The sequence below is a fragment of the Paraburkholderia sp. BCC1885 genome (assembly GCF_900996235.1).
Classification (GTDB): domain Bacteria; phylum Pseudomonadota; class Gammaproteobacteria; order Burkholderiales; family Burkholderiaceae; genus Paraburkholderia.
In genome coordinates this window covers 180806-204162 of the sequence record NZ_CAAJGM010000252.1, presented here as the reverse complement: position 1 = coordinate 204162, position 23357 = coordinate 180806, and the positions used below count along the sequence as shown (strand labels likewise).

Here is a 23357-nt window from a genome sequence, read left to right as displayed (position 1 = left end):
GTCACGATTTGTCCATATTATAGTAATTAAGTCCATAATATGGACAATAGAGATGGAATGCAAGCCTCTGCTGCTGACGCTCTGACGCCTTATCAACTCCCCAATCCTCCGGAAGCGCTGCGCGACATTGTGATTGAATCCGCAATTCCGCAGGACGAACGGCTCTGGGTGCCTCAAGCTGAAAACGTCTGGTTCCGGCCCCTGTGCCTGAATGTTTCGACGGGATACTGGATGAATCTGCTGCGCGTGCGTCGGTCGGGCGTGCTGAGTCGACACCGGCATCCGGGTGCCGTACATGGGATGGTGCTGAAGGGGTGCTGGCGCTATCTTGAACATGACTGGATCGCCACGCAGGGCAGTTATGTCTTCGAGCCGCCGGGTGAAACGCACACGCTGTACGTCCCGGAAGACGTCGAGGAAATGATTACGTATTTCCAGGTGAACGGCGTGATGTACTACTGCGATCCGTATGGCAATCACATTGGCTATGAGGACGTCTTCACCAAGCTGGACATGTGCCGCAGGCACTTCGGGCAGGTGGGTCTTGGGGTCGATTACGTCGATCAGTTCGTTCGCTAGTCCGTGCTACGTCCGGCTTCCGGTTGCTGTGATTCGTCTCTTTCCGATCGGTCCAACATGACTTTTCAACCTGATCTCCTGAAAGGAAAAACTGCCGTCGTAACTGGTGGCACACAGGGCATCGGCGCCGGCATAGTGCGACAGCTGGCGGTGCTTGGCGCCCGTGTGCTGGCTGCGGGTTTGGCGCCGACGGACGGTCAGCGTCGCGAATTGGCTGGCATCGAAGTGGTCGATCTCGATGTCAGCCAGAATGACAGCGTCGTAGGTCTTTTCGCGCCATTAGCATCTCTGGATGTGCTGGTGAACTGCGCCGGCATGATCCGGCGGGGCGCGGAACACGAGCTGGACGTATTCGCGCGGGTGATCGACGTCAACCTGACTGGTACGATGCGGGCGTGTTCGGCCGCAAGGCCGCTGCTGCGGGCGAGCGGCGGTGCGATCGTCAATACCGCGTCGATGCTGAGCTTCTTTGGCGGCGGGTTGGTGCCGGCGTACAGCGCGAGCAAGGGCGGCGTGGCCCAGTTAACGAAGTCGCTGGCTATCGCGTACGCAGGGGACGGGATTCGGGTGAATGCGGTCGCGCCAGGCTGGATCGCGACGCCGCTTACCCGCGCCTTGCAGGAAGACGACAAGCGGTCGGGCGCCATCCTGGAGCGCACGCCGCTCGGGCGTTGGGGCACTCCCGAGGATGTCGCGCAGGCTGTCGCATTTCTCTGTTCGCCGGGCGCTTCGTTTATCACGGGCTGCATCGTGCCGGTCGATGGCGGTTATCTCGTCGCCTGAGAGAGGATGAGGGGCGGCAGGGCAGGTCACTATAATTGCGACGTGCATACCGTGACGGTCCGGATTTGGCAGAGGCGCTTTTTGCCGAACGAGAAGGACGTTACCCGAGGCAACCCTTTTACCTTTCCCGCTGATGTCCAAGTCCAACTTTTCTGATGCCGCTGAGGCTGCAAAGGCTTCCGGAACTGCCGCGTTTTCTAAGTTTATCGTCGTAATGCAGTTGATTGGCGACGCCGACGAGCCATTGAGCGCGACGCAACTGGCCGCACAGTGCGGATATCCGAGACCGACGGTATACCGGATTATCGGGGCCCTGCTTGCGGAGGGGCTGGTAGTCGAAAGCTTGCGCGGAGGCGCTTACCAGTTGGGTCCGAGGTTGATGTCGCTGGCCAGTCGCAGCTGGGAGCGTTCGGATCTACGCGTTGTGGCAATCGATTCCTTGCAATCACTGCGCGATGCCACGCAGGAGACCGTTCACCTGGCCGTGCGCAGCGGGACGGAGATGGTTTATATCGACAAGCTGGAAAGCCCGCATGCAGTGCGGATGGCGTCGCGCATCGGTACTCGCGTCACACTGTATTCGAGTTCGGTTGGTAAAGCGTATCTGGCCGCGCTCGATCCGACCGCGCGCGATGCGCTACTGCGCGGTGTGCGCTTCGAACGGCTTACACCCAATACGATCGTCGAACGCCATGCATTGCTTGATGAACTCGCTGCGACGCAGAAGCGTGGCTATGCAGACGATCGTGAAGAGAACGAGCCGCAGATTTTCTGCTATGGAAGTGCCATCACAGGTCCTGATGGCCAGCCGGTCGCATGCATCAGCATCAGCATTCCGCTTTTCCGGAAAAGCAAGGAGGCCCGGGAAATGTACATCGAGCCCCTGAAGGCGGCTTGCCAGGCGATCGCTGAAAAAATTGGACCCACTCCGCGCAATGCGTGATAGCCATCGGTACGATGCGTTGTCGAATTTCGCTTCATGTATGGCCGGCATCTATCGGCGTTCCATCATGCTCGCCAGCAGGCGTTACGCGATGTTCGATGACGGCGTGGGCTTCTCGCCGGTGCCATGGAAGCCGGTGATCGAGCAGGGACTGGCGCAGCATGTCGTCGCGACGATGGTGTGTCGTGGGATGCGGCTGGAAGGCAACGCGGCCCGCAACTTTAGCCCTCTATTGCTCTGGGACGGGTGTCAGCTTTTCTCGATATTCACGAGGCGAGCATTTCATGCTGCTCCAGCGATAGCGACCGGCCGCCAACCGAGTCATGCCTGCTTCGCGCGCGTTTTTGCGTTCGCAGAAACTTGGTGCGTCGCGTGTAGTGGGCACGGTGCGCACGAGCAAGCTCAATGCGGCGGCGAACACGAAGCTGCCGTATGACCGGATCGTCGATTCCAACGAATTGCCAGGAATTTTCGGCGACGAGAAATTCGACGTCGTCATCGACCCTGTCGGCGGCACCGTCCGCAGCCACAGCTTCGCGTTGATGAAGCCAGGCAGTCGACTCATCGTCGCCGGTAATGCCAGCGGTGATTGGGAACATCAGGTAAAGACCAACGACCTCTGGCTGGGCAACGCAACCGTGTCCGGGTTCAATGCCGGCGCCTAAGCGCGCAGTCGTCCCTCGGCGAGGTCGCGTTCCGCTGTCACGAGGCGCAGGGAGCTGCGTAACTCCTTGCGCTCCGACTGAAGGGCGTTGTGCTCCTCACGGATCGCGAGGAGCACTTTGAGTTCGTCGGGTCGATGGTCACGCTGATCGGCACACCGCACATCCCGACGCGAGGGATTTTTTCGATCTCGGCTCGGAACTGCCGGGCCAAAGCTACGGCGCCTTCGAGGTTCTGATCTCCGACGTTCTGAACCAAGGCTGGTGCAAAGCAGCCGCGCGCGCTTGCGAGACTGCTGGCCAGTGTTTCCAAGGGTTTCAAGGCGTCGGCGAGCGATGGCAAGGATCTGCGCAAGCTGTTAAGGCTGCAGGTCGACACGCTTGTCCGCTACGTCGAACATGATGCACACACCGCGGCTGAGGTCGATGAGGCGGGTGTGAGGAAGGCCGGGCGTCGATAGCAGGCTGTGCGGAGAGGATATCCGTCTGTCGGGCAGGAGGCGTCGTGGTCTCTCTTTCAGGCTCGACGGCTGGGGGTCTGGGGCTCGCTGCCGCGAGTCTGCGGTATCCGCCGGCCTGTGACGATGTCAGAACTCCGTGTGCAAGCCAATCCGTACAACACTCTGTGCGTCGTTGCCCGACGCGTCGCCCGGATCGTTAAGGCCGTTGATCTGTGCGTCGGCGCCCGCGTTTGCACGCTGGTAAAGCCCGAGCAGATAGACCTGCGTCCGTTTCGACAACGCATACGTCACGTTTGCAGCGACCTGATTCGCATGGTTGTTGTTCAGTACCGCATTGCCCTTCATATACATGTATGCGGCACCGCTACTCAGTGCTGGCGTAATCTGATAATGCGCTCCGATGGAGCCCTCATAGACAGACGCACCGTTCAACGAATTGTGAACCGTGGTAAAGAGCACCGCCGCAGCCCATCTGTTTTCCTGATAATGTGCACCGATGCCCCAGTTCCGAATGCTTACGTCGGGACTCCCGGCCTCCACATACTTGAGATTCGTATAGGCCGCGTTTGCGCCAAAATTCTTTTGCGCGTAGTTCAAGGCGTAACTCACGCCGTTTCCTTCTCCGGCTGATCCCGCGATACCACCGAAGCGATACATTGCACCCGCACTGAACCCGCCTGCTATCGGGGTGACATACTTCACCGAATTACTGACGACTTCACCCGCCATCCGGTCCCAGTCGAATGCGCCAGTCGGATTGTTGGGAATATCGAGTTTCTGGAAAGGCCCCGCCCGGAACGCGTACAGATGGCCCGACAGGTCGGCTGGATCGTCGCCGCCGAAGAACAGTGCGTCCGTCATAAAGTCATACTGGTTACCGAATTTGAGCGTGCCCAAATTTTCGCTTGTCAGGCCCACTGTCGACGTTCGACTAAACAAACTCTCGTTCGGCATGAAGCTGCCAGAATCCAGTTCAAACTGATCGACCAGCTCAAACGTGGCATAGGTTCCGCCACCCAAATCCTCCTTGCCGCTCAACCCCCATATATTAGGCTCGTCGATCCCGTCGTCCATCTTGACGTTGTGTTTCCCGGATTCGTTGCTCACGTACGAGATTCCGGTATCTATCAAACCCCAGAGCGTGACACTGCTTTGCGCGAAAACCGGGGAAAAACTTGCCATCCCCGCTACCAATGCCAGAACATTGATATAGCGTTTTATGCTCTTCATGATTCCGCCTCCTACTTATATATTTATCAATTAACATACTAATACTTAGTAAAACTAATTATTTTAAATGAATCATCTGTATATTTATTTCGCCTCCATCGTCCCTAAGGATGATTGGCAGAAGTCATTCTGCCAATCGTCAGATCCCTTACACCGGCTCCATCCCGAATGCCCGCTTCACTTCGCTGGTCGCCTCCGATGCCAGAAAAGAAAGAAGGTCCTGGGCGGCGTCAACTCGCCTGGAAACCGTGCAGATCGCGGCAGAAAAAACCGTGGTCAATTGGACATCTTCCGGCAGCGGACCCAGTACCACGATATCCGGGAGATTTATCAGTTCAGTCATCTGCTGAAAACCCAGCGCAACCTTGCCTTCGGCAATCAGCCGACCGACAGGCACGCCGGGCGGAGCCTGAACGAGTCGCGCGACCATTTTTTCTGCGATGCCCCAATCGGCAAACAGCTTCATCAGGTGGTCACCACTCGGGCCAGTCGAATAGCCAATCCGCGAGGCTCCCAGCACAGCTTCGCGTAGCGCAGCCGACGAGGTGATGTCCGGACGCGGCCCGTCGTTCGCCACCGCAACGGCCATCCTCGATCGCGCAACATCCGTCCGACCGGCCACGAGATGCCCAGTCTCGATCAGGCGGTCAATCGCGCCGGACGCCAGAACTGCGAAGTCGAATGCTTCACCTGTCTGTACGCGCCTGGCTGCCTCGATGCCGCCGATCGACGTCATACTTACGTGGCAGCCCAGCTCACGCTGATACCGCTCAGCCAGCTGTGCCAGCAGTTGCCGCGTCGCCATCGAGCCAATGCCGGCCACTTCAATACCGACGTACCGTTCGCCTGACATTGCCGGTATCTCGTCAGTCGATGTAACGCAGCCCGGCCTGGCGCAGTGGCTCGCGCATGTTGTACATGTCGAGTCCCAGCACACCCGAAGCAAGCCTGGCACGCTTCTCCGTCTCGTTGTGCTCACGCGCCTTGGCCTTCTCAAGCACCTGCTCCGCGACCGCCGCCGGAACGACGGCCACACCGTCCGAGTCAGCCACGATCACATCGCCGGGATGGACCAGTTCTCCCGCGCAAACGACCGGGATATTGACGGAGCCCAGCGTCGCCTTGATGGTTCCCTTCGACGAAATCGCCTTGCTCCACACCGGGAAATGCATGGCTTCGAGCACCTCGACATCACGCGCGCCAGCGTCGATGATCAAGGCATGTGCGCCACGCGCCTTGAAGCTCGTGGCCAGCAGATCGCCGAAGTATCCGTCAGTGCATTCCGCCGTCACTGCGGCTACCACCACGTCACCCGGCTGAAGCTGCTCGGCGGCCACGTGCATCATCCAGTTGTCGCCGGGATGCAGCAACACGGTCACAGCTGTGCCGGATGCACGCGCATGCGGATAGATCGGCCGTATATAAGGTTTGAGCAGTCCACTTCGGCCCATTGCTTCGTGCACGGTCGCCGAACCCAATTCGCCAAGCTGCGCGGCAACGTCCTTGTCCGCACGTTTGATATTGCGATACACCACCCCCATTTCGTACATGGTCAGAGTCCTTTGGCGTTGAGTTGCGCATCGAGGCGCGGATAGACACGGCGAGCATTGCCCTCGTAGATCCTGTCGCGATCCTCTTCCGCGATGTCGGCGGCTTCGATATAGCGTTTCGTGTCGTCGAAGTAATGTCCCGTTTCGAGATCGATACCACGCACCGCACCGATCATTTCGCTCGCAAACAGGATGTTGTCTACGGGAATCACACGCGTGAGTAGATCGATGCCGGGCTGGTGATAGACGCAGGTATCGAAGAACACGTTGTTCAGCAGATGGTCCTTCAGCAGCGGTTTTTTCAGCTCCTGCGCCAAGCCGCGGAAGCGGCCCCAGTGATAGGGCACAGCACCGCCGCCGTGCGGAATCACAAAACGCAGTGTCGGGAAGTCCTTGAACAGATCCGACGTCAGGCACTGCATGAACGCTGTCGTGTCCGCGTTCAGGTAATGCGCACCCGTCGTATGGAAGCAGCCGTTACAACTCGTGCTCACATGGATCATGGCGGGGATGTCGTACTCCACCATCTTTTCGTAGACCGGATACCAGTGGCGATCCGACAACGGCGGGCTGGTCCAATGCCCGCCCGATGGATCGGGATTCAGGTTGATCGCGACGTTGCCGTATTGCTCGACGCACTTGACCAGCTCCGGAATGCAGGTCGCCGGATCGACGCCGGGGTTCTGTGGCAGCATCGCAGCCGGCACAAAATTGTGCGGAAACAACTGGCCGACCCGATAGCAGAGTTCGTTGCAGATCGCAGCCCACGTGCTTGACACCTGGAAATCGCCAATGTGATGCGCCATGAAACTCGCACGCGGGCTGAAGATCGTGAGATCAAGGCCGCGCTCACGCATCAGCTTCAACTGGTTTAGCTCGATCGACTCGCGCAACTCATCGTCGCTGATCTGCAGCCCGGATGCCTTCGGCATCTCCGACGGGCTGTTGATGGCTGCGACCTGACGGTTGCGCCACGCCTCCAGCGCCTTGGGCGCCGTAGTGTAGTGACCGTGAATATCGATAATCATTGACTCTCCTGCTCTTGATAAGTCACCTGGGGCACGGCAGTGCCTGCCCGCCGGGTGGTGAAGATTGCTGCTGCTGCGAGTACGGCGGGCAAGGCGAGCATCGACAGAATCGCCCCGAACCTCCAGCCAAGTCCGAGCAATGCGCCACCGATCGCCGATCCGAAAATGCTGCCGAAGCGCCCCATACCGAGCATCCAGCTCACACCCGTCGCACGCGCCGCCGTCGGATAGCGGCCCGGCGCATAGGCATTGAGCCCCGTCTGCGCGCCGCTCATACAAAAACCCACGGCAAAGACCAGCCAGGTCAACACCGAGGAGAGCGCCCCCGCCCAGGCCAGCAATGCCACACACAGCGCGCCGCACAGATAGGCGATAGCAATCACGGGCGCCGGCCGCACACGATCCATGATCCAGCCGACGACGATGGCCCCGATCGTTCCACCGACCTGGAACATCGCGGTCACCTCGGCCGCGGTGCTCACAGACAGGCCTGCATCCTTGATCAGGGTCGGTAACCAGCCGGTCAGCAGATAGATGACAAGCAGGCCCATGAAATACGTCACCCACAACGCCACGGTCACCTGTCCGTATCCTTGCGAGAACAGCACGCCGATGGGCTTGCTCGTCGGCAACGGCGGTTCGTTAGAGACGAATGTCTCCTCGCCCGAGAAGGCCGTGCTGCATACCCGGTTCAGCAAGGCGCCGATGCGGGCCGGCGATGCACGGCGCACGGCCAGCAGGCGTGCCGATTCAGGCAGCAGCCATAGCTGTAGCGGAATCAACACGAGTGGCAGTGCCCCGCCGAACAGCAACACGGCACGCCAGCCATGGACTGGAATCAGCCAGGCCGCGACGAAGCCGATCAACGCGGAACCAAGATTGAAGCCCGTGAACATGATCGTGATCATCAGCGCACGCATGCGCTGCGGCGCATATTCCGAAAGCAGCGTCGTGGTGTTTGGCATCGCGGCGCCCAGACCGATACCCGTCAACAGGCGCAGCACCGCCATTTCCACCGGGGAACCCGTCTGCGATGTGAGAATCGTAAAAATCCCAAACAGGAAAACCGACGTAATCAACACCTTCTTGCGACCAAAACGGTCGGCACTGGGGCCGGCCACCAAAGCGCCAATCACCAGCCCGATTGGTGCCGCACTCATCACGAGCCCGAAGGCCGGGCGCGAAATCGTCCACTCATGAATGATCGACGGCGCCACGAACCCCATGATCGCGACATCCATACCGTCCGCTACTACAATCAGGCAGCAGAGCACCACCAACAACCACTGATAGGGCGACACCGGCCGCGCGTCGATCAGCGCCTTGATGTCAATCGCCTTGCTTCCCACCAGACTTCTCCTGTGTCTCCGGATAACATTCAATTAGTTATCCTTTTTATATGATGTCAATCCAGATTCTCATTGCGACGTAGCGGTACCAGCCCGGCTTACCGCGTGCGTCAGCCTTGATGTTTACTTAGCCTGTGCGGCGTCTGCCTTCCTGTCCCAGGCCAGCGCGTTGGTATCCTTACCCGCGACCGAATACAGTGCGCCGGGCGCGTTACGTGTGCGCTGGAAATCCTCCAGTGTCTGACCGCGCATTGCCGCATAGATATGCAGGTTCGATACGCCCGTGACGGCACCCAGTTTTTCGAGCAGGAAAAAGATGACGCCGTAGCGCAACAGGCCAGGCCAGTCGCGGCGGTGGATCAGATTACGCTCCTCGCTGCTGAGTCCGGCGGCCTCGAAACTCGTTTCCGGATCGCTCAGGAACCGCGCCCGGTGTCCGGGCTCAACCATCCTGTGCAGATAATCGTTGATCCGATAGGCCTTAACTGCCGCCCTGATCGAGAACGGGTAGGTTCCCTGCAGCTTTTCCACGCCGGCCAGTTGTTCTGCCATGCGCGCCCGGTGCCGTTCGACCACTGCAGGATTCGGTACATCGTCCGTTGCACTCTCGTAGATTGCGGTAGCGATACCCGTCATCGACGGCAGATAGTAACTACGATGCTTGCAGACGATATTCGACGGCAACGCGCCACGCATCGCGAGCCACATGATGACTTCGGCCCCCTCGAAGCCGCCGAGCGTCGCGTATTCCGCGATCGTCATTTCTGCCAGTTGCTCAGGATCGTTCTGGAACAGATCGAGGAAACGCTGATCCCATTCTGGATTGTTGAAACCGGAACGTTCGCCATGTACCTGATGTGACAGGCCGCCGGTTGCCACGATGGCAACACGCAGGTCTTCTGGATAGCTCTCGATGGCGCGGCGCAGCGCCTGACCGAGTCGATAGAAGCGGCGGGCGCTGGGAATCGGCATCTGCAGCACGCCCATTTGCAGCGGGATCAGCCTCGTCGGCCATGCGGGCTCGTGGGGGCACAGCACCGACAGCGGCGAGAAGCAGCCATGGTCGAGCGGCTTGTTTTGAAAGAACGACAGATCGAACTCGTCGGTCATCAATGACTGGCCGATATGCTCAGCGAGTTGCGGGTGACCGTCGATCGGAGGCAAGTCACGCGCGCCGCCGCCTTCGTCGGCCGGTTGCCATTGCTTCCCCACCCCGAGCGAAAACGCCGAATAGTGATCAAAGAAAAACGACGTGACGTGATCGTTGAAGATGTAGAGCAGCACATCCGGGCGCTTCTCGGCAAGCCATGCTGACAGCGGTGCGAAATTCTCGAAGATCGGTGCCCATACCGGATCGTCCTGCTTGTTCTTGTCGACGGCGAAGCCGATCGTGGGTGTGTGGGAGGCTGCAATCCCCCCGATGATGCGTGCCATGCAATGCCTCCTTTGATGCCCGGAAATCCCGCGCCACGTGATAAATGCACACGGTTTTCGTCGCTCGCGTGCCGCTGCCGGATCTGGTTCGATTTGACGATACGAATACCGTACCTTTGAGCAGTAGTTAGGGCTATCCCCTGGACATCGTGGAAAATGCTCGGGCTTGAGGATTACATGCTTGCGTCAACTGCCCGAGAGCCTGCCAGATTCCTTTGTCTGTAAGGCTTTGCGGCCAACCGAACGAAAAGGTCGGCCTCAATTCTGACCTTTTCCATTTACAATCCATATAAATAAAACAGATGGCTGGAAAAGCACGAAGCAAACCATTCCATGAAATCATAGCCATCTCTGGACACAACCGCACATGGAAACCACCGAATACCTCAGCCTCTCGAACCTCTACGCCGTTCAGCGCGTCGCGGAATCGGGTAGCGTGAGCCGCGCAGCCAAGGCCCTGTTTCGCGCACAGTCGGCTGTTACACGCGCCGTACAGGAAGTCGAAAGTGCATTGGGTGAGATGCTCTTCGAACGCAAATCGTCCGGCATGCTGCCAACGCAGGCCGGACACACCGTGCTCAAGCGCGGCGAGCGCGTCTGTGCGGAACTCAGCGAACTCGCGCGCTGGTGCTCGCTACGCCAGGGCCGGCGACATTTGCTGACCGACGCCGGGCTGCCAGCGTATCTGCTCAACACGCGACGTCTCCGGTTATTCACGATACTAGCCCACCGCCGTCATATGGCGAGTGCCGCGCATAGCCTAGGTATCACTCAGCCCGCTGTCAGCAGCGCGATCCGGATACTCGAGAACGGTGCCGGGTTTGCGCTGTTCCATCGCGATCCACGCGGCCTGCAACTGACTACCGATGGCGAGAGCTTTCTGCTGCATGTGCGCCGCGCACTTAACGAACTGCGCCATATTTCCGATGACATTGCCGCGCTGCGCGGCAGCATCCAGGGAACGGTGACCGTGGGGGCGTTGCCTCTCGGACGCACGCTGATCCTGCCCACCGCCGTTGCGCGTGTGGTCACCCGGTATCCGAAAGTCCGCGTCATCACCGACGAAAGCGCGTACGAACTGCTCGTCGCCGGCGTACGGGCCGGTGACATCGACTTCGTGCTCGGCGCGCTTCGCCCCGACGACGCGGCCACCGGCCTCTATAGCGAACGGCTCATCACCGAAGACCTGGCCATCCTGGCACGGCGCGACCATCCGCTAGCCGCCCGGCGTGAACTCGCGCTCAAGGATCTTGCCGGCATGCAATGGATTCTGCCGCGCGCTCACTCCCCATCTCGCGCGCGGCTCGATGCCCTGTTTCGCCGCAAGAGGCTCAAGCCGCCTCAGCCGACTGTCGAAACAGCCGATCTAGCCGTCATCCGCGGCCTGCTGCTGCGCACTGACATGATCGCGCTGCTGTCCCTGCAGCAGCTGCACTACGAGCGCGGCTCTGGCGCACTGACCGAACTCGATGTATCCGTTCCCGGCACGCGACGCGACATCGGACTAACGCTGCGGGCCGGCAGCCCTCCATCACCAGCAGCTCGCGAGCTCATCGACGCAATCCGGCTCGTCACCACAGAAATGACGCACAGGGAAAGCCGTGGCAGGACACCTAGTGGCTGTTCCGCTGTGTAGAGACCTCGCATACGCGAATGTTTCAACCGATGGTCAACCTCATCGGGGCAGGGATGTCGAGCGGTGCGCGCCGTTGATCCTGTCGATAGTGACGGGTCTCTGGGTCTACCGCTTCATACTGCCGTTGAAAACGATGAAGGCCCCGGTCGATTTGCATACCAGCCGTCAGGTAGCTGTCCGGACTCAACTACTGAGCTCGGAAGTTGCTCGGTGGAGCGAGGCCTCCGTCAGCGATGCCTGTTACCCAGAAACGTGCCAGAAATTCCCTGAAACGTGCATTAAGCGAGCCATCGCGTCCTTCTATACTGGACCGAACGCAGAGATGCCGGACATATCGTGTGCTTGCACTCTGCAAATAGATTCATAACACGGAGACAGTTCGATGTTGCACGCGTCACTACTCATTGAAAACCACGACCGCCAAGCATCCGATGGGGCCGTCTTTGAGCGAAGTAATCCGATTACCGGTGAGGTGTGTACGCGGGCGGCCGCCGCGACCCTCGCAGACGCGCTGGACGCCGCGAACAGCGCGGCTGCGGCGTTTACGTCGTGGTCGGCGAGCACGCCTGCTGTTCGGCGTGCGATCTTCAACCGGGCGGCCGACCTTATCATCGAATGGCGCGACCGGTTTGCCGAAGCGATGGCCGCCGAAACCGGAGCGGCTGCCAGCTGGGTCCATTTCAACTGCCGCATCGCGGCGGACATGTTGCGCGAAGCCGCGTCGATGACTACCCAGATTACGGGTGAAGTCATTCCCTCGAACCAGATCGGCACCACCTCGATGGCGGTCCGGCAGGCGGCTGGTGTTGTGCTTAGCATCGCGCCGTGGAATGCGCCGGTCATCCTGGGTATCCGCGCATTGGCGATGCCGCTTGCGTGCGGCAATACCGTGGTTTTGAAGGGCTCGGAGTTGTGTCCGATGACTCACCGTCTGCTTGGCGACGTGCTCCGCGAAGCGGGGCTTCCGGCTGGCGCGCTCAATGTCATTTTCAACGCGCCGGAAGCAGCGGCGGATGTCGTGCAGGCGCTGATCGCGCATCGGGCGGTACGGCGCATCAATTTCACCGGTTCGACGCGCATCGGCAAGCTGATTGCCGAGACCGGTGCCCGTCACCTCAAACCCTGTCTGCTCGAACTGGGCGGTAAGGCGCCGTTCGTCGTACTGGACGATGCGGATCTCGACGAAGCGGTGAAAGCGGCAGCGTTCGGCGCGTTCTTCAATCAGGGGCAGATCTGCATGTCGACGGAGCGCATCGTCGTGGACGAGACAGTTGCCAATCTCTTCGTCGACAAGCTCGGCGCAAAGGCCGCGTCGCTGAAAGCGGGATTGCCCGGGGACGAACGCTTCGCGCTGGGATCGATGATCGGTGCCGACGCCGCAGCTCGCGTGAAGGTGCTCGTCGATGACGCGGTAGCGAAGGGCGCGGTACTCGTCGCGGGCGGTAGTGTGAACGGTAGCATCATGCAGCCGACTGTCGTCGACCGGGTGACGCCGGCGATGCGTCTGTACAGCGAAGAGTCCTTTGGCCCTGTCGCCGCGATCATCCGCTTTTCCGACCTGGAGGAGGCCGTCTCTATCGCGAACGACTCGGAGTATGGCTTGTCGGCTGCCGTTTTTGGACGCGATGTCCAGCGGGCACTGGCCGTTGCGGGTCGCATCGAATCGGGCATTTGCCACATCAACGGCGCAACGGTTCACGACGAACCGCAAATGCCGTTCGGTGGAGTGAAGGCAAGTGGTTACGGCCGGTTTGGCGGTAAAGCCGCCATCAACGAGTTCACCGAACTGCGCTGGATCACGATCCAGTCTGTTCCGCAGCAATACCCGATCTGACGTAATCGCTCCAGTTGAATCATTGAGGTACCCGAGATGGTACCTCTGATCCTGATTGATAAGGATCACAAAATAAAAAACATGAAATTACTCAAAAAAATGGAGACAAACGATGACCGAATGGCATCTCGAACACGATACCGCGTATGAACGTAAGACCTTGATCCTGCTTTCACTGGGATTCGGTCTTGTCGGACTCGATCGCTGGATTATCGCGCCGCTCTTTCCCTTCATGATGCGCGATCTGCGTCTCGGCTATCAGGAACTGGGAACGCTGATCGGCGTGCTCGGACTCGCGTGGGGCGTGTGCTCGATTGTGATGGGGCGTCTCGCGGACCGTATCGGCCACAAGCGGATCCTGGTCGGCGCAATGGTCGCGTTTTCGTTGCTGTCCAGCTTTTCCGGCCTCGCCAGCGGTTTTGGATCTCTGCTGGTGATTCGGGCGGTGATGGGATTCGCTGAGGGCGCGTTTACGCCGACCAGCGTCGCGGCGGTCGGCGAGGCGTCTTACCCGACCCGGCGCGGTTTGAACCAGGGAATCCAGCTCAGCATGTTCTCGCTGATGGGACTCGGTTTCGCGCCGATTCTCGTTACGCAACTGCTACGGGTTGTGCCGTCGTGGCACTGGATCTTCGCGTTGTCGGCGATTCCGGGGCTCGTCATCGCGTGGCTCATTGTCGTTTTTCTGCGAGACACGGAGCGGACGGCTAGCGCCAGCGCGGCGGACGTCGTGGCCGCTGATCCGACGCGTTGGGCCGATCTGTTCAAGTCCCGGAACGTCGTATTGGCGATGGTCGCCGCACTATGCTCAATGGCCGGCATCTTCGTGGTCAGCGCAATGGTACCGAACTATCTGATCGACTTCCTGCATCTGGCACCGCAGGACATGGGATTTGTCATGTCGGCAATCGGTTTTGGCGGCGTATCAGGCGCGATTTTCCTGTCGGGAATTTCCGACTTCATTGGTCGGCGGCCCGTCGCCGTGAGCGCTTTCGTCGTCGCCACCGCCGCGCTCTACCTGTTTTCGATAACGGGACCTTCGCCGATACGGCTTTTCGTGTTGTTGTTCATCGTTGCTTTTTTCTCGCTCGGGGTGCTGGGTCTGCTCACCGGTCCTGTTGCCACCGAAGCCGCGCCTGATGGTTTCGTTGCATCGGCCGTGGGCCTCGTGTCGGGAGCCGGCGAGGTGTTCGGCGGCGGATTCGCGCCCGTCATCGCTGGCGCGATCGCTCAGCGGTTCGGCATTGAATCCACGCTACTGTTTGCGATGACGGGTTTGGTGACCGGCGCGCTCGTGACATTGACACTGATCGAAACTGCACCGAGGGTGCGGCGAAGTCCGTGCAGCGTACGGTCTGACGGCGAAAGTGTCGTCATTGATTGCTGCGTTCAGCCGCGAAAACAATAAACGAAGGGGACAACCATGAAGCCCTCCATCTGGCCGGCGGCGGTCGCTGCTGCGGTTTGCGTTGCCACGCTCACGCAACCGGCGCATGCAGCCGACACTGGCAGTGTGCAGCTAATTGCATGTGTCGGCCTGTGGACGCCGTTTTGAGTGCGGTAGAAACGCGAAAGATCGGGAGCGCCGCTGCTAGCCCGTCGATCCAGTCATGGCCAGTCCGCGAATGAGCGCGACGGGCCGGGACCGGTCGGTGTGTCGCGTACCTCCTTTCGGTAGCCGGCCGGCGTCAGGCCGGTTTTGCTGCGAAAGAGTTTGGTGAAATGCGTCACGGATTTGAATCCCAGGCTGTACGCGACCTGTTCGATGGTCAGGCCCGAGCGGGCGAGATGCATCTGCGCTTCATGTACCAGGCGTTCGTGCAGCAATTCACGCGGAGTTTTTTCTAGCGCTCGCGTGCAGAGGTCGTGCAGCCGGTCGGGTGAAATGCCGAGATGGCTTGCGTATTGCGCGACAGTCCAGTGCGCGCGGAAATGGAGTTCGACGAGGTACCTGAAGCGCTGCAGCAGCGACGCGCTCGCGCCTTGGCCGCGGTGGCTTAGGTCCTCGCCACCGGTCAGCCGCCAGCAATGAATCAGGATCAACGCGATATGCGCGGATAGATAATTCCACGAGCCACGCTCCGCCCGCTGTACCTCGCGCAGTGCTGCATGGAACGAGTAGCTCAGATCGTCGAGCGCTTCGCCTGATACGATGCCGTCGACTATCACGAGGCGGTCCACCAGGTATCGGAGGTGGACCGCCTCGGCATTTTTACCGATCGCTTCGCGGGCGAGTTCGCTCGATAGTGTGAGCAGCACGCACGACGCGCCGGGGCTCGCACGGAGATAGTCATTGATGCCCACGGGTATCCAAAGCAGCGCAGGTGCCTCGACTTCGTGTTCGCTATGACGGGTCGAGAGATTTGCGTGGCCACTCAGCAGTAGCACAGCGACCCGGTCAAGCCGGTCGTGTTCACGCGACAACGAATGGCGGCGTGGATGTAGCGCGGGTTCTAGCAGACGCGCGCTGGCGTTCTCATGCAACCGGCCGCGCAATGGTGCGTGTGCGTCCTTCGCGGTCATTCGAACTGCGTATCCGCGCTGAGCGTCGTTTCGACATTCATATTGCGTTGCTTTCCCTGGCCGCTGCCGTTATCTGCTTGCGCTTTGTTGATGACCTGCGCTAGCAGCTCTAAGAGGCGATGTCGACTGGTCACTCTGCGCCTCCGCGTCCGCGATCACTCGACGCAACGACTGCAACATCTTGTCACGATAAGCCTACCATCAAATTAGGGCGTCCGAGGCCGGCCTCTTGTCTGCTGAGCGTGACGGCCGGATTCTCCAGCACTTATTTTCTCGAAATCGATATCGCGCCCGTCCTGGCGTCGGTTGGACTAGCGGGCGACAACCGAGTCATGCCTGCTTCGCGCGCGTTTTTGTGTTCGCAGAGCGCGGGGCAACTGTTCCAGCAAGGCCTACAGCAATGGCTTGAAGCAGATGACGGAGGCGAGGGCCGAAGTCGAGTGCAACGTGTCCCCATTCCGGTACTTGTTCGTATAGCTGGGCGAGCGTCGGCGTCGGATGTGATACCTGCCAGAAGCCGGCGGCCAGCATGATCGTGGCCGCTAGCAGGCTCTGGATCTTTTCGACGGTCATGCTGCTGGCCTGAACCAGCGCGGCCACGATGACATCGTGGGCGGCGAACGAGTTGGCCTTGTAGCGGCGCGCGCGCTCCATGTCCACGCTCCCCTCCAGACTCAGCGTCACATGGGTTAAGAGGTCACAGAAGACCGGGAGAGAGATGATGGTGTCAGCAACGATCCCTGCAACATCCTTTGGCTCCAAGCCTGTCTGATCACCAAGCGCGGCCCTGATCGCATCGCGCCACTGGCCCCAGCCGCGCTCCGCCAGTTCGAGGAACAGTTCCTCCTTGTTGGCGTAATAGCGACGCACGCCCGTTCGGTGCAAGCCTGCGTGGTCGGTAACCGCCGCTACCGTCACGAAACGCACGCCCCCCAGTGCAAGGGCAAGGGATTCGGCTGCGTCGAGCAAATCTTCGGAACGCTGCTGTTTGTCTTCGACTGAACGGGCTCTCTCTCTCATGTCCTGATTTTAACGCATCCCGACGTGCGTTATACGAGGAGTTGTGCTATCTTTCAGTTAACGCATCATTGGGTGCGTTAAACATTGACGCAGGTTCGCACAAACCGCATCACAAAGGAATTTCCCATGAAGGCCGTTCAAGCCACCCAGTTCGGAGCCCCCACCGTCCTCGCCGTTACGGAGTTGCCTGATCCGACACCCGGTCCGGGTGAAATCGCCATCAACGTCACCCATGCCGCGGTCGGGCTTGTTGATGTCTTCTTCCGCCAGGGACTCTTCAAGGACGTACCGGGCATGGCCCAGCCGCCCTTCATTCCTGGTCTTGAAGTGGCTGGTACGGTGCGTGCTCTTGGCGAGGGCGTAAACGGGTTCGCGATCGGCGAACAGGTCGTCTCGATGTCGGCGGGTGCCGGCACCGGCGGTTATGCCTCCGTGTACATCGCTCCGGTGCGTGGCGTCGTCTCGATCGAAGGCTCCGGTATCGACCCGGCGCTCGCTGTCTCGGTCATACCCAATGCGGCGATGGCGCATGTCGCCCTGACCCAGGTTGCGCATCTGTCCGAAGGCGAGAGCGTCCTCATTCATGGGGCGCTCGGTGGCTTTTCCGCGGGATTTCCGGGTATTGCAAAACAACTTGGTGCATCGCGTGTGGTGGGTACGGTGCGCACGAGCAAGCTGAATGCCGCGGGGAACACGAAGCTGCCGTATGACCGGATCGTCGATTCCAACGAATTGCCAGGAATTCTCGGCGACGAGAAATTCGACGTCATCATCGACCCTGTCGGCGGCACTGTCCGCAGCCACAGCTTCGCGTTGATGAAGCCAGGCAGTCGACTCATCGTCGCCGGTAATGCCAGCGGTGATTGGGAACATCAGGTAAAGACCAACGACCTCTGGCTGGGCAACGCAACCGTGTCCGGGTTCAATGCCGGCGCCTACCTTCCTGCACATCCGCATGTGATCCGTCCTGCGCTTGAAGCTGCGCTGAAAGCGGTTGTTGCGGGTCTGGGCGAGGTAGCGATCGACGTGCTCCCGTTCGACAAGGCTGCTATCGCACATGAACGGATGGAAAGTCGTGCGCTCGACGGTCGCATCGTTCTTACGCCGTAGGCCGCATCTTCGTTTCAAGTGCGGAACAAATCCGAAGGGTGAGCAAATTAATGGAATTTCGGCAACTTCGCTGCTTCATGGCTGGAGATCGCAACGTTGCTGAAGTGCTGGCCTGACGCAAGATGGGCAGAGGCCGCAGTCGCGTCATTGAACAGGAAATCCTTGCCGGTTAACGCTTGTCCCGGGTTGAGATCAATACCGCGCAGGGAGACCGTTCAATCACCTCTCCGGCAGTCGATGGATTTGCCCAACGGCGTAGCCTGGACAGATGATGATGCCCCATGACAATGACATCGGCAGCCAGACGACGGGCCTGTTCGATGATGATTTCGGCCGGATGTCCCGCGTAAAGATGCTGCTCTACCTTGAGACCCTGGCCTGCAAGGTGTGCGGTTGCTTTATCCAGGGCGGATCGTGCCAGTGATGTTTCTATTTGTGCGGGAGGGTATGTTAGTCCGTCGGATGCGATGCCGCCTTCGTCACTTGAACACAGCGCGTACGATGGGTCAACGACGCATAGAAGGTGTACCGTCGCAGTACCTCGCGCTGCCACACCGCTGGCCAGATCGATGACGTGGTCGCTCTGGAGGGTGCCGTCCAGAGGGACGAGAAGGGTGTTGAACATGATAGAGGGCCTTCCTGCAGGTTGATGTCACGAATACGGGAATGCGCTTCGGGTCGGAAAATGGGTTGTGCCGCGGCGCGGAATCCCTGTGCCGCTCCCACTGTCCTATGCCGCTTTCCAAGGGTATTCCTCTGGTCGCGACGAGGTAGTTACCCTTCGTGGAGTTGACCACAAAACCGAAGGCTGTCGGTCGATATCGCGCAGGCGAAAATCGGGCACTACGCACTGCATTCGGACCGATGCAATTCGGTCATACCGGCTTCATCCAATAACGACCGCAGCATTTCCCTGAGCAGCATAGTGCGATGGGGGGCTATACGCCGCTGTTGACCACCCGGCTGGGTCAGCGTGCGGCGAGTGGGGTTTCGCCAGCGCTTTCCCAGCCACCGCCAAGCGCCTTGTATAGGCGTATCGCGCTCAGCGACACGTCCGCGTTGCTGCGTATCCATTCGAGTTGTGCCGCGAGCAGGGTTCGTTGTGCCGCGCGCACGTCGAGTTGTGTGCCGGCGCCCGCCTCGTAGCGCGACATCGCCAGCTGCCAGGCATGGCGGCTCTGCGCCACGTTTGCCACCAGGCTCGTGTGCCGCTGCTGCTCCGTCGAGAGCGACGACAGCGTGTCGTCGATCTCGTTCCAGGCACCCAACACCGTATGCTGATACGCGAGCGCGGCTTCCTGCTGCTGCGCCTCACGCAGATTCAGCTGGGCGCGCAGTTTCCCCCCTTCGAAAATCGGCAGGCTGAGCGTGGGACCGATCGCAAACTGGCGTGCAGCCCACGTGCCGACCGATGCGAACGACATCGACTGCATCCCGAAGCTGCCCGACAGCGTGACGCTCGGATAGAAATCCGCTTTGGCCACGCCGATGCTGGCCGTCGCCGCGTGCAGCAGCGCATCCGCTCGGCGGATGTCGGGGCGTCGCCGCGCGAGGACGGAGGGCACTTCGACAGGAATGGCGGCAGGCACCGGCGGCACCGGCTGCGCGGTGTCGAGTTCCTGCGCGAGCGCGCCGGGTGGCTGGGCGAGCAGCAGACCGAGTGCGTTGATCAACTGCGCGTTCTGCTGGCGCAGCGGCGGCAGCGCGGCGTCGAGCGACGACACCAGCGTCTGGGCGCTGGTCACGTCCAGGTCGGTCGCAGCGCCGTCCGCGCGACGGCGCTGCGTCAGTTCGAGCGAAAGGCGCGCCAGGTCGAGCATCTGCGTGGCGGTGTTGAGCGAGGCCTGACTCGCGCGCAGTTGCACATAGTCGGCTGCGGTTTCGGCGACGACGGCGAGGATGGTCTCGTGACGCGTTTCATCGCTCGCCTGCGCGAGCGCATCGGCCGCCTCGACCTGCCGGCGCGTGCGGCCCCACAGGTCGAGTTCCCACGACGCGTCGAAGCCGTACTGGTACAGGTTGAACGGTTCGCTCACGTCGTTGCCCTCTATGCCCGAGTTGCCGTAGCCGGTGCCATTTGCCATCTGCGAAGCGGGTGGGTTCGACACACCGAGCAGGCTCATCAGGCCGGTCGAGCTTGCGCCGGTACGCTGGTAGTTCGCGTTCGCGCCGACGGAGGGCAGCGCCTGCGCGCCGACGATCCGGCGCGCCGTGCGACTTTGCTGCAGCCGGCTGGCGGCGACCTGGATGTCGAGGTTGCCCGTGACGGCGCGCTGCTCCAGCGCATCGAGTTCAGGGTCGTTGAACTGCTTCCACCATTGCGGATCGGCGGCCTCTCCGGCAGGCAGCGCGACCGGATGGCTGGGGTTGCCGGGCTGGTCGTGCATGTCCCATGTCTGGGGAAGCTGCGGTTCGGGCTTCACGTAATCCGGGCCGACCGCGCACGCGCCGAGCAGCACGGTGGCCGCGACGGCGACGAGTGCGGACGCGTACCGACGCCGCGGTGCAGAGTGAGGGTTTTGCATGGTGGCTTACTCCTTCGGGTCCGCACGCGTGTCGATGCGCGGAATTACCGACATGCCGACGCGCAGACGGTCCATCTGCGGCTGACCGGCGTCGAGCAAGATCTTGACGGGCAGTCGCTGGACGACCTTGGTGAAGTTGCCCGTGGCGTTGTCTGGCGCGATCGGCGCGAAGGTCAACCCGGTGGCCGGCGCGATGCTGTCCACTTGGCCGCGGAACGTGGCGCCGGGCAGTCCGTCGACGGTGATGCGTGCCGGTTGCCCGGCGCGTACCTGCGCAAGCTGCGTTTCGCGGTAGTTCGCGACCACATAGATCTGCTGCAGCGGGACGATGGCGAGCAGCATCGTGCCGGCGTCGACGTATGCGCCGACGCGCACCGAGCGCTGGCCGACGACACCGTCAACGGGGGCGACGATCTTCGTGTACGACAGGTTCAGTCGCGCCTGCTCGAGCGCGTGCTGCGCACGTTCCATGGCGGCGGCGGCCTCGTTGCGCTGGGCGGCGAGTACGGTCAGTTGTTGCCGGTTGGTATCGAGTGCGGCCGAGTCGCGCTCGCGCAGTGCCGTTTGCTGGTTCAGCGTGGCGTCGTTGCGTTGCTGGTCCTCGATGGTGCCGGTGCCGTCGGCGGCCAGCCGGCGGTAACGCGCCGCGTTCTGCTGCGCGAACGACACCGACGCCTGATCGGCCGTCACGGTTGCAGTGGCCTGGCGGATCACGTCCTGCTGACGCTGCAATTGCGCATCGAGCGTGGCCTGGCGGGCCTGCGCGGCGGCGAGATCCGCTGCCGCGCCTTGCAGCGCGGTCTGGTAGTCGCGGTCGTCGATGACGGCCAGCAGGTCGCCAGCCTTGACGGACTGGTTGTCTTCGACGAGGACCTGGGCGATCTGGCCGCGCACGCGAGGCGCGACGAGAGTGTAATCGGCCGCGAGCGTCGCGTCATCGGTCGACTGTTCACTGCCCGTGGACGGCTGTGCGAAGTGGAATACGGCAAGCCCGATGAAGACGATGACGGCCAGCGCCACCGCTGCACGAAGTATGGGATTTTTCATGACGGGACTCGGTGTTAATGGGACGGCTGACGTGGCAGCGCGCCGGGGGGCCAGGCCCGGACGGGCAGGAGCAGCATCACGACGATCAGTACAAGTGCGACACCGGCGAGGATCAGGTACAGGTCGGCGATGCTCATCGTCAGCACCTGGCCGTGAATTTGCGCGCTGAATACGGCGAGCGCGCCTGAGTCCGCGGTGGACGCGATGCCTGAAAACGGTACGGCATGATGGCCAATGCTGGCCGGCGCCTGATGCAGCAGGGCGGTGCGGTTGCCGACGTTGTCGAGCAGCATGGCCGAGTGGAACCGGTCGCGATGCGCGATAACCGTTTCGACGAGTGCCGAGCCGACCACCGTGGCGAGCCCGCGGACCGTGTTGAACATCGCCGACGCAAAGGGTCCTTCGGGCGGCAGCACGGTGCTGGTTGCGCCCATCAGGATTGGTACGACTGAGAGCGGCTGGCCAAGCGCCTGCAGGGCCTGGATCAGATAAAAGTTGTTGGATGACCATGCGGACGTGAGCAGCGAACCGGCGACACAGGATGCGGCGAGCAGGACAAGCCCCGAACCGAGCACGAAGCGGCTGTCGAGACGTGCGATGTTGCATAGCGTCGCGGCGGCGGGCGCGGCAATGAGTTGCGGAATCGCGATGCACAGCGCGAGCGGCCCGATTTGCAGCGGGCGCAGGTCCCGGACGTCGGAGAGGAACTCCGCAGGCAGTGCCGAGCCGGCCATGAACAGGATCAGCAGGCCCGACAGCGTGATGAGTCCGTGGGAGAAATTGCGGCGCCCGAGAATCTGTAGCTTGAAAAGCGGAAGCCGGTGATGCCATTCGTTGACGCCGAACAGGATCAGCGCCACGGCGCTTGAGGCAAGCAGCGCGCAGATCAGCGGCGAATCGAACCAGTCGAGGCGCTCGCCCTGGGTCAGTGCGACGACCAGCACTGCGACACCGCTACAGCCGGTCACGACACCGACCCAGTTGAACTGCCGGAAGCGTTCGAGACGCAGCGGATCCTGCGGCAGTCCGTACGCGATCATCGCGGCGGCAGCCGCGCACAGCGGAATGACCTGCCAGTACACGTAGCGCCAGCCGACCAGGTCGGTCCACAGGCCGGCGAGCGGCATCGCGAGGTTCGGCCCGAAGGTCGCGGTCAGGGCATAGGCGCTGAGCCCGTAGAGTCTCACCGGCGGCGGCAGGAAGCGCAGCGCGACGGTCATCAGCAGCGGCGGCAGCATGCCGCCGAGCAGCCCCTGCACGATGCGCATCGCGATCAGTGCCGGATAGGTGTGGACGAGCGGAAACACGCTGCCCGCGAGCGCGAACAGCAGCACGACCGCGATCGCGAAGCGCCGGATCGAGAGAGTGACGGCGAACCAGGCGGACAGCATCATCGCCGAGACCTCGGCAGCTTCATACGCGCTGCTGAACCAGCTGCCGGCATCGTGATCGATACCGAGCACACCGCGCACGTCGACGAGGGCGATGTCGGTCACGCGGTCATTCAGCCCGGAGGTAAGCGCGGCGATCAGCACGCCGACAAGACCCATTGCCAGTCGGGCGGAGAACGGTTGCGCGGCAGGAGGCGGTGGCGCGAGCGGTGATGGGGTGGTCGTAGTCATCGGTGGCATGTCGGACGTGAA

The 23357-nt window shown here is 61.2% G+C and carries 21 protein-coding genes and 3 pseudogenes; 11 read left to right on the top strand and 13 right to left on the bottom strand.

What is annotated here, in order from left to right:
- Positions 1 to 57: 57 nt before the first annotated feature.
- From FQ755_RS33080 to FQ755_RS33060, 5 genes and pseudogenes are all read left to right on the top strand, one after another.
- Positions 58 to 579: a 2,4'-dihydroxyacetophenone dioxygenase family protein gene (locus tag FQ755_RS33080; RefSeq protein ID WP_144161319.1), complete on the top strand. Its 522-nt coding sequence runs from the start codon at positions 58 to 60 to the stop codon at positions 577 to 579.
- A 57-nt stretch (positions 580 to 636) separates the two neighbouring features.
- Positions 637 to 1362, top strand: coding sequence for an SDR family NAD(P)-dependent oxidoreductase (locus tag FQ755_RS33075; protein WP_144161316.1), 726 nt, complete (start codon positions 637 to 639; stop codon positions 1360 to 1362).
- Positions 1363 to 1495: 133 nt separating this feature from the next.
- Positions 1496 to 2305 carry an IclR family transcriptional regulator gene (locus FQ755_RS33070; RefSeq protein ID WP_144161312.1) on the top strand — a complete coding sequence of 270 codons (810 nt, stop codon included), beginning with the start codon at positions 1496 to 1498 and terminating at the stop codon, positions 2303 to 2305.
- A pseudogene (locus tag FQ755_RS38485) lies at positions 2280 to 2483 on the top strand (DUF3363 domain-containing protein); the annotation flags it as partial. The gene FQ755_RS33070 and the pseudogene FQ755_RS38485, both read left to right, overlap by 26 nt.
- Before the next feature lie 145 nt (positions 2484 to 2628).
- The gene (locus FQ755_RS33060; protein WP_260858991.1) at positions 2629 to 2970 is read left to right on the top strand and encodes a zinc-binding dehydrogenase; all 342 of its coding nucleotides are present in this window, start codon (positions 2629 to 2631) and stop codon (positions 2968 to 2970) included.
- Here FQ755_RS33060 and FQ755_RS38830 read toward each other — a convergent pair.
- The 7 genes and pseudogenes from FQ755_RS38830 to FQ755_RS33025 form a co-directional block, all read right to left on the bottom strand.
- A pseudogene (locus tag FQ755_RS38830) lies at positions 2970 to 3124 on the bottom strand (IS66 family transposase); the annotation flags it as partial. The gene FQ755_RS33060 and the pseudogene FQ755_RS38830 sit on opposite strands and share 1 nt — an antisense overlap.
- A gap of 430 nt (positions 3125 to 3554) precedes the next feature.
- Entirely contained in the window at positions 3555 to 4649 is a 1095-nt protein-coding gene (locus FQ755_RS33050) for a porin (protein WP_409937799.1), read from the bottom strand.
- 157 nt (positions 4650 to 4806) lie between these two features.
- Positions 4807 to 5511 carry a substrate-binding domain-containing protein gene (locus FQ755_RS33045; RefSeq protein ID WP_144161306.1) on the bottom strand — a complete coding sequence of 235 codons (705 nt, stop codon included), beginning with the start codon at positions 5509 to 5511 and terminating at the stop codon, positions 4807 to 4809.
- Between the two features lie 13 nt (positions 5512 to 5524).
- Complete coding sequence (gene ligK / locus FQ755_RS33040; protein WP_144161303.1) at positions 5525 to 6208, bottom strand: 4-carboxy-4-hydroxy-2-oxoadipate aldolase/oxaloacetate decarboxylase; 684 nt, start codon at positions 6206 to 6208, stop codon at positions 5525 to 5527.
- A 2-nt stretch (positions 6209 to 6210) separates the two neighbouring features.
- Positions 6211 to 7236 carry an amidohydrolase family protein gene (locus FQ755_RS33035; protein ID WP_144161300.1) on the bottom strand — a complete coding sequence of 342 codons (1026 nt, stop codon included), beginning with the start codon at positions 7234 to 7236 and terminating at the stop codon, positions 6211 to 6213.
- Complete coding sequence (locus FQ755_RS33030) at positions 7233 to 8588, bottom strand: MFS transporter (protein ID WP_144161485.1); 1356 nt, start codon at positions 8586 to 8588, stop codon at positions 7233 to 7235. The genes FQ755_RS33035 and FQ755_RS33030 overlap by 4 nt, the downstream gene beginning before the upstream one ends.
- Positions 8589 to 8708: 120 nt before the next feature.
- Positions 8709 to 10019, bottom strand: a complete 1311-nt coding sequence (locus tag FQ755_RS33025) for a gallate dioxygenase (RefSeq protein WP_144161297.1) — start codon at positions 10017 to 10019, stop codon at positions 8709 to 8711.
- Between the two features lie 367 nt (positions 10020 to 10386).
- On the opposite strand from FQ755_RS33025, the gene FQ755_RS33020 reads away from it, so the two are divergent.
- The 4 genes from FQ755_RS33020 (at position 10387) to FQ755_RS38480 (ending at position 15044) form a co-directional block, all read left to right on the top strand.
- Positions 10387 to 11655: a LysR family transcriptional regulator gene (locus FQ755_RS33020; RefSeq protein ID WP_144161294.1), complete on the top strand. Its 1269-nt coding sequence runs from the start codon at positions 10387 to 10389 to the stop codon at positions 11653 to 11655.
- A 382-nt stretch (positions 11656 to 12037) separates the two neighbouring features.
- On the top strand, positions 12038 to 13489 hold the full coding sequence (locus FQ755_RS33015) for an aldehyde dehydrogenase (RefSeq protein WP_144161291.1): 1452 nt from the start codon (positions 12038 to 12040) through the stop codon (positions 13487 to 13489).
- A gap of 112 nt (positions 13490 to 13601) precedes the next feature.
- Positions 13602 to 14897 (top strand): MFS transporter, encoded by a 1296-nt coding sequence (locus FQ755_RS33010; protein ID WP_144161288.1) that lies wholly within the window; start codon positions 13602 to 13604, stop codon positions 14895 to 14897.
- A 15-nt stretch (positions 14898 to 14912) separates the two neighbouring features.
- A complete protein-coding gene (locus tag FQ755_RS38480) occupies positions 14913 to 15044 on the top strand; it encodes a hypothetical protein (protein ID WP_260858990.1) in 132 nt (43 codons plus the stop codon).
- Positions 15045 to 15097: 53 nt separating this feature from the next.
- Here FQ755_RS38480 and FQ755_RS33005 read toward each other — a convergent pair whose 3' ends face one another.
- On the bottom strand, positions 15098 to 16012 hold the full coding sequence (locus FQ755_RS33005; protein ID WP_144161285.1) for a helix-turn-helix transcriptional regulator: 915 nt from the start codon (positions 16010 to 16012) through the stop codon (positions 15098 to 15100).
- A gap of 2 nt (positions 16013 to 16014) precedes the next feature.
- Here FQ755_RS33005 and FQ755_RS33000 point away from each other — a divergent pair.
- Positions 16015 to 16116 (top strand): annotated as a pseudogene (locus FQ755_RS33000) (IS5/IS1182 family transposase); the annotation flags it as partial.
- Positions 16117 to 16342: 226 nt separating this feature from the next.
- Here the strand turns inward: FQ755_RS33000 and FQ755_RS32995 are convergent.
- Positions 16343 to 17032 (bottom strand): TetR family transcriptional regulator, encoded by a 690-nt coding sequence (locus FQ755_RS32995; protein WP_144161282.1) that lies wholly within the window; start codon positions 17030 to 17032, stop codon positions 16343 to 16345.
- Between the two features lie 126 nt (positions 17033 to 17158).
- Between FQ755_RS32995 and FQ755_RS32990 the strand changes: the two genes are divergently transcribed.
- Complete coding sequence (locus FQ755_RS32990; protein WP_144161279.1) at positions 17159 to 18142, top strand: zinc-binding alcohol dehydrogenase family protein; 984 nt, start codon at positions 17159 to 17161, stop codon at positions 18140 to 18142.
- A gap of 169 nt (positions 18143 to 18311) precedes the next feature.
- Here the strand turns inward: FQ755_RS32990 and FQ755_RS32985 are convergent, their stop codons facing one another.
- From FQ755_RS32985 to FQ755_RS32970, 4 genes are all read right to left on the bottom strand, one after another.
- Positions 18312 to 18767, bottom strand: a complete 456-nt coding sequence (locus FQ755_RS32985) for a universal stress protein (RefSeq protein ID WP_144161276.1) — start codon at positions 18765 to 18767, stop codon at positions 18312 to 18314.
- A gap of 343 nt (positions 18768 to 19110) precedes the next feature.
- Complete coding sequence (locus tag FQ755_RS32980) at positions 19111 to 20667, bottom strand: efflux transporter outer membrane subunit (protein WP_144161273.1); 1557 nt, start codon at positions 20665 to 20667, stop codon at positions 19111 to 19113.
- A 6-nt stretch (positions 20668 to 20673) separates the two neighbouring features.
- Positions 20674 to 21714, bottom strand: a complete 1041-nt coding sequence (locus tag FQ755_RS32975) for an HlyD family secretion protein (RefSeq protein ID WP_144161270.1) — start codon at positions 21712 to 21714, stop codon at positions 20674 to 20676.
- A 14-nt stretch (positions 21715 to 21728) separates the two neighbouring features.
- A complete protein-coding gene (locus FQ755_RS32970; protein WP_186308727.1) occupies positions 21729 to 23336 on the bottom strand; it encodes an MFS transporter in 1608 nt (535 codons plus the stop codon).
- Positions 23337 to 23357 lie beyond the last annotated feature (21 nt).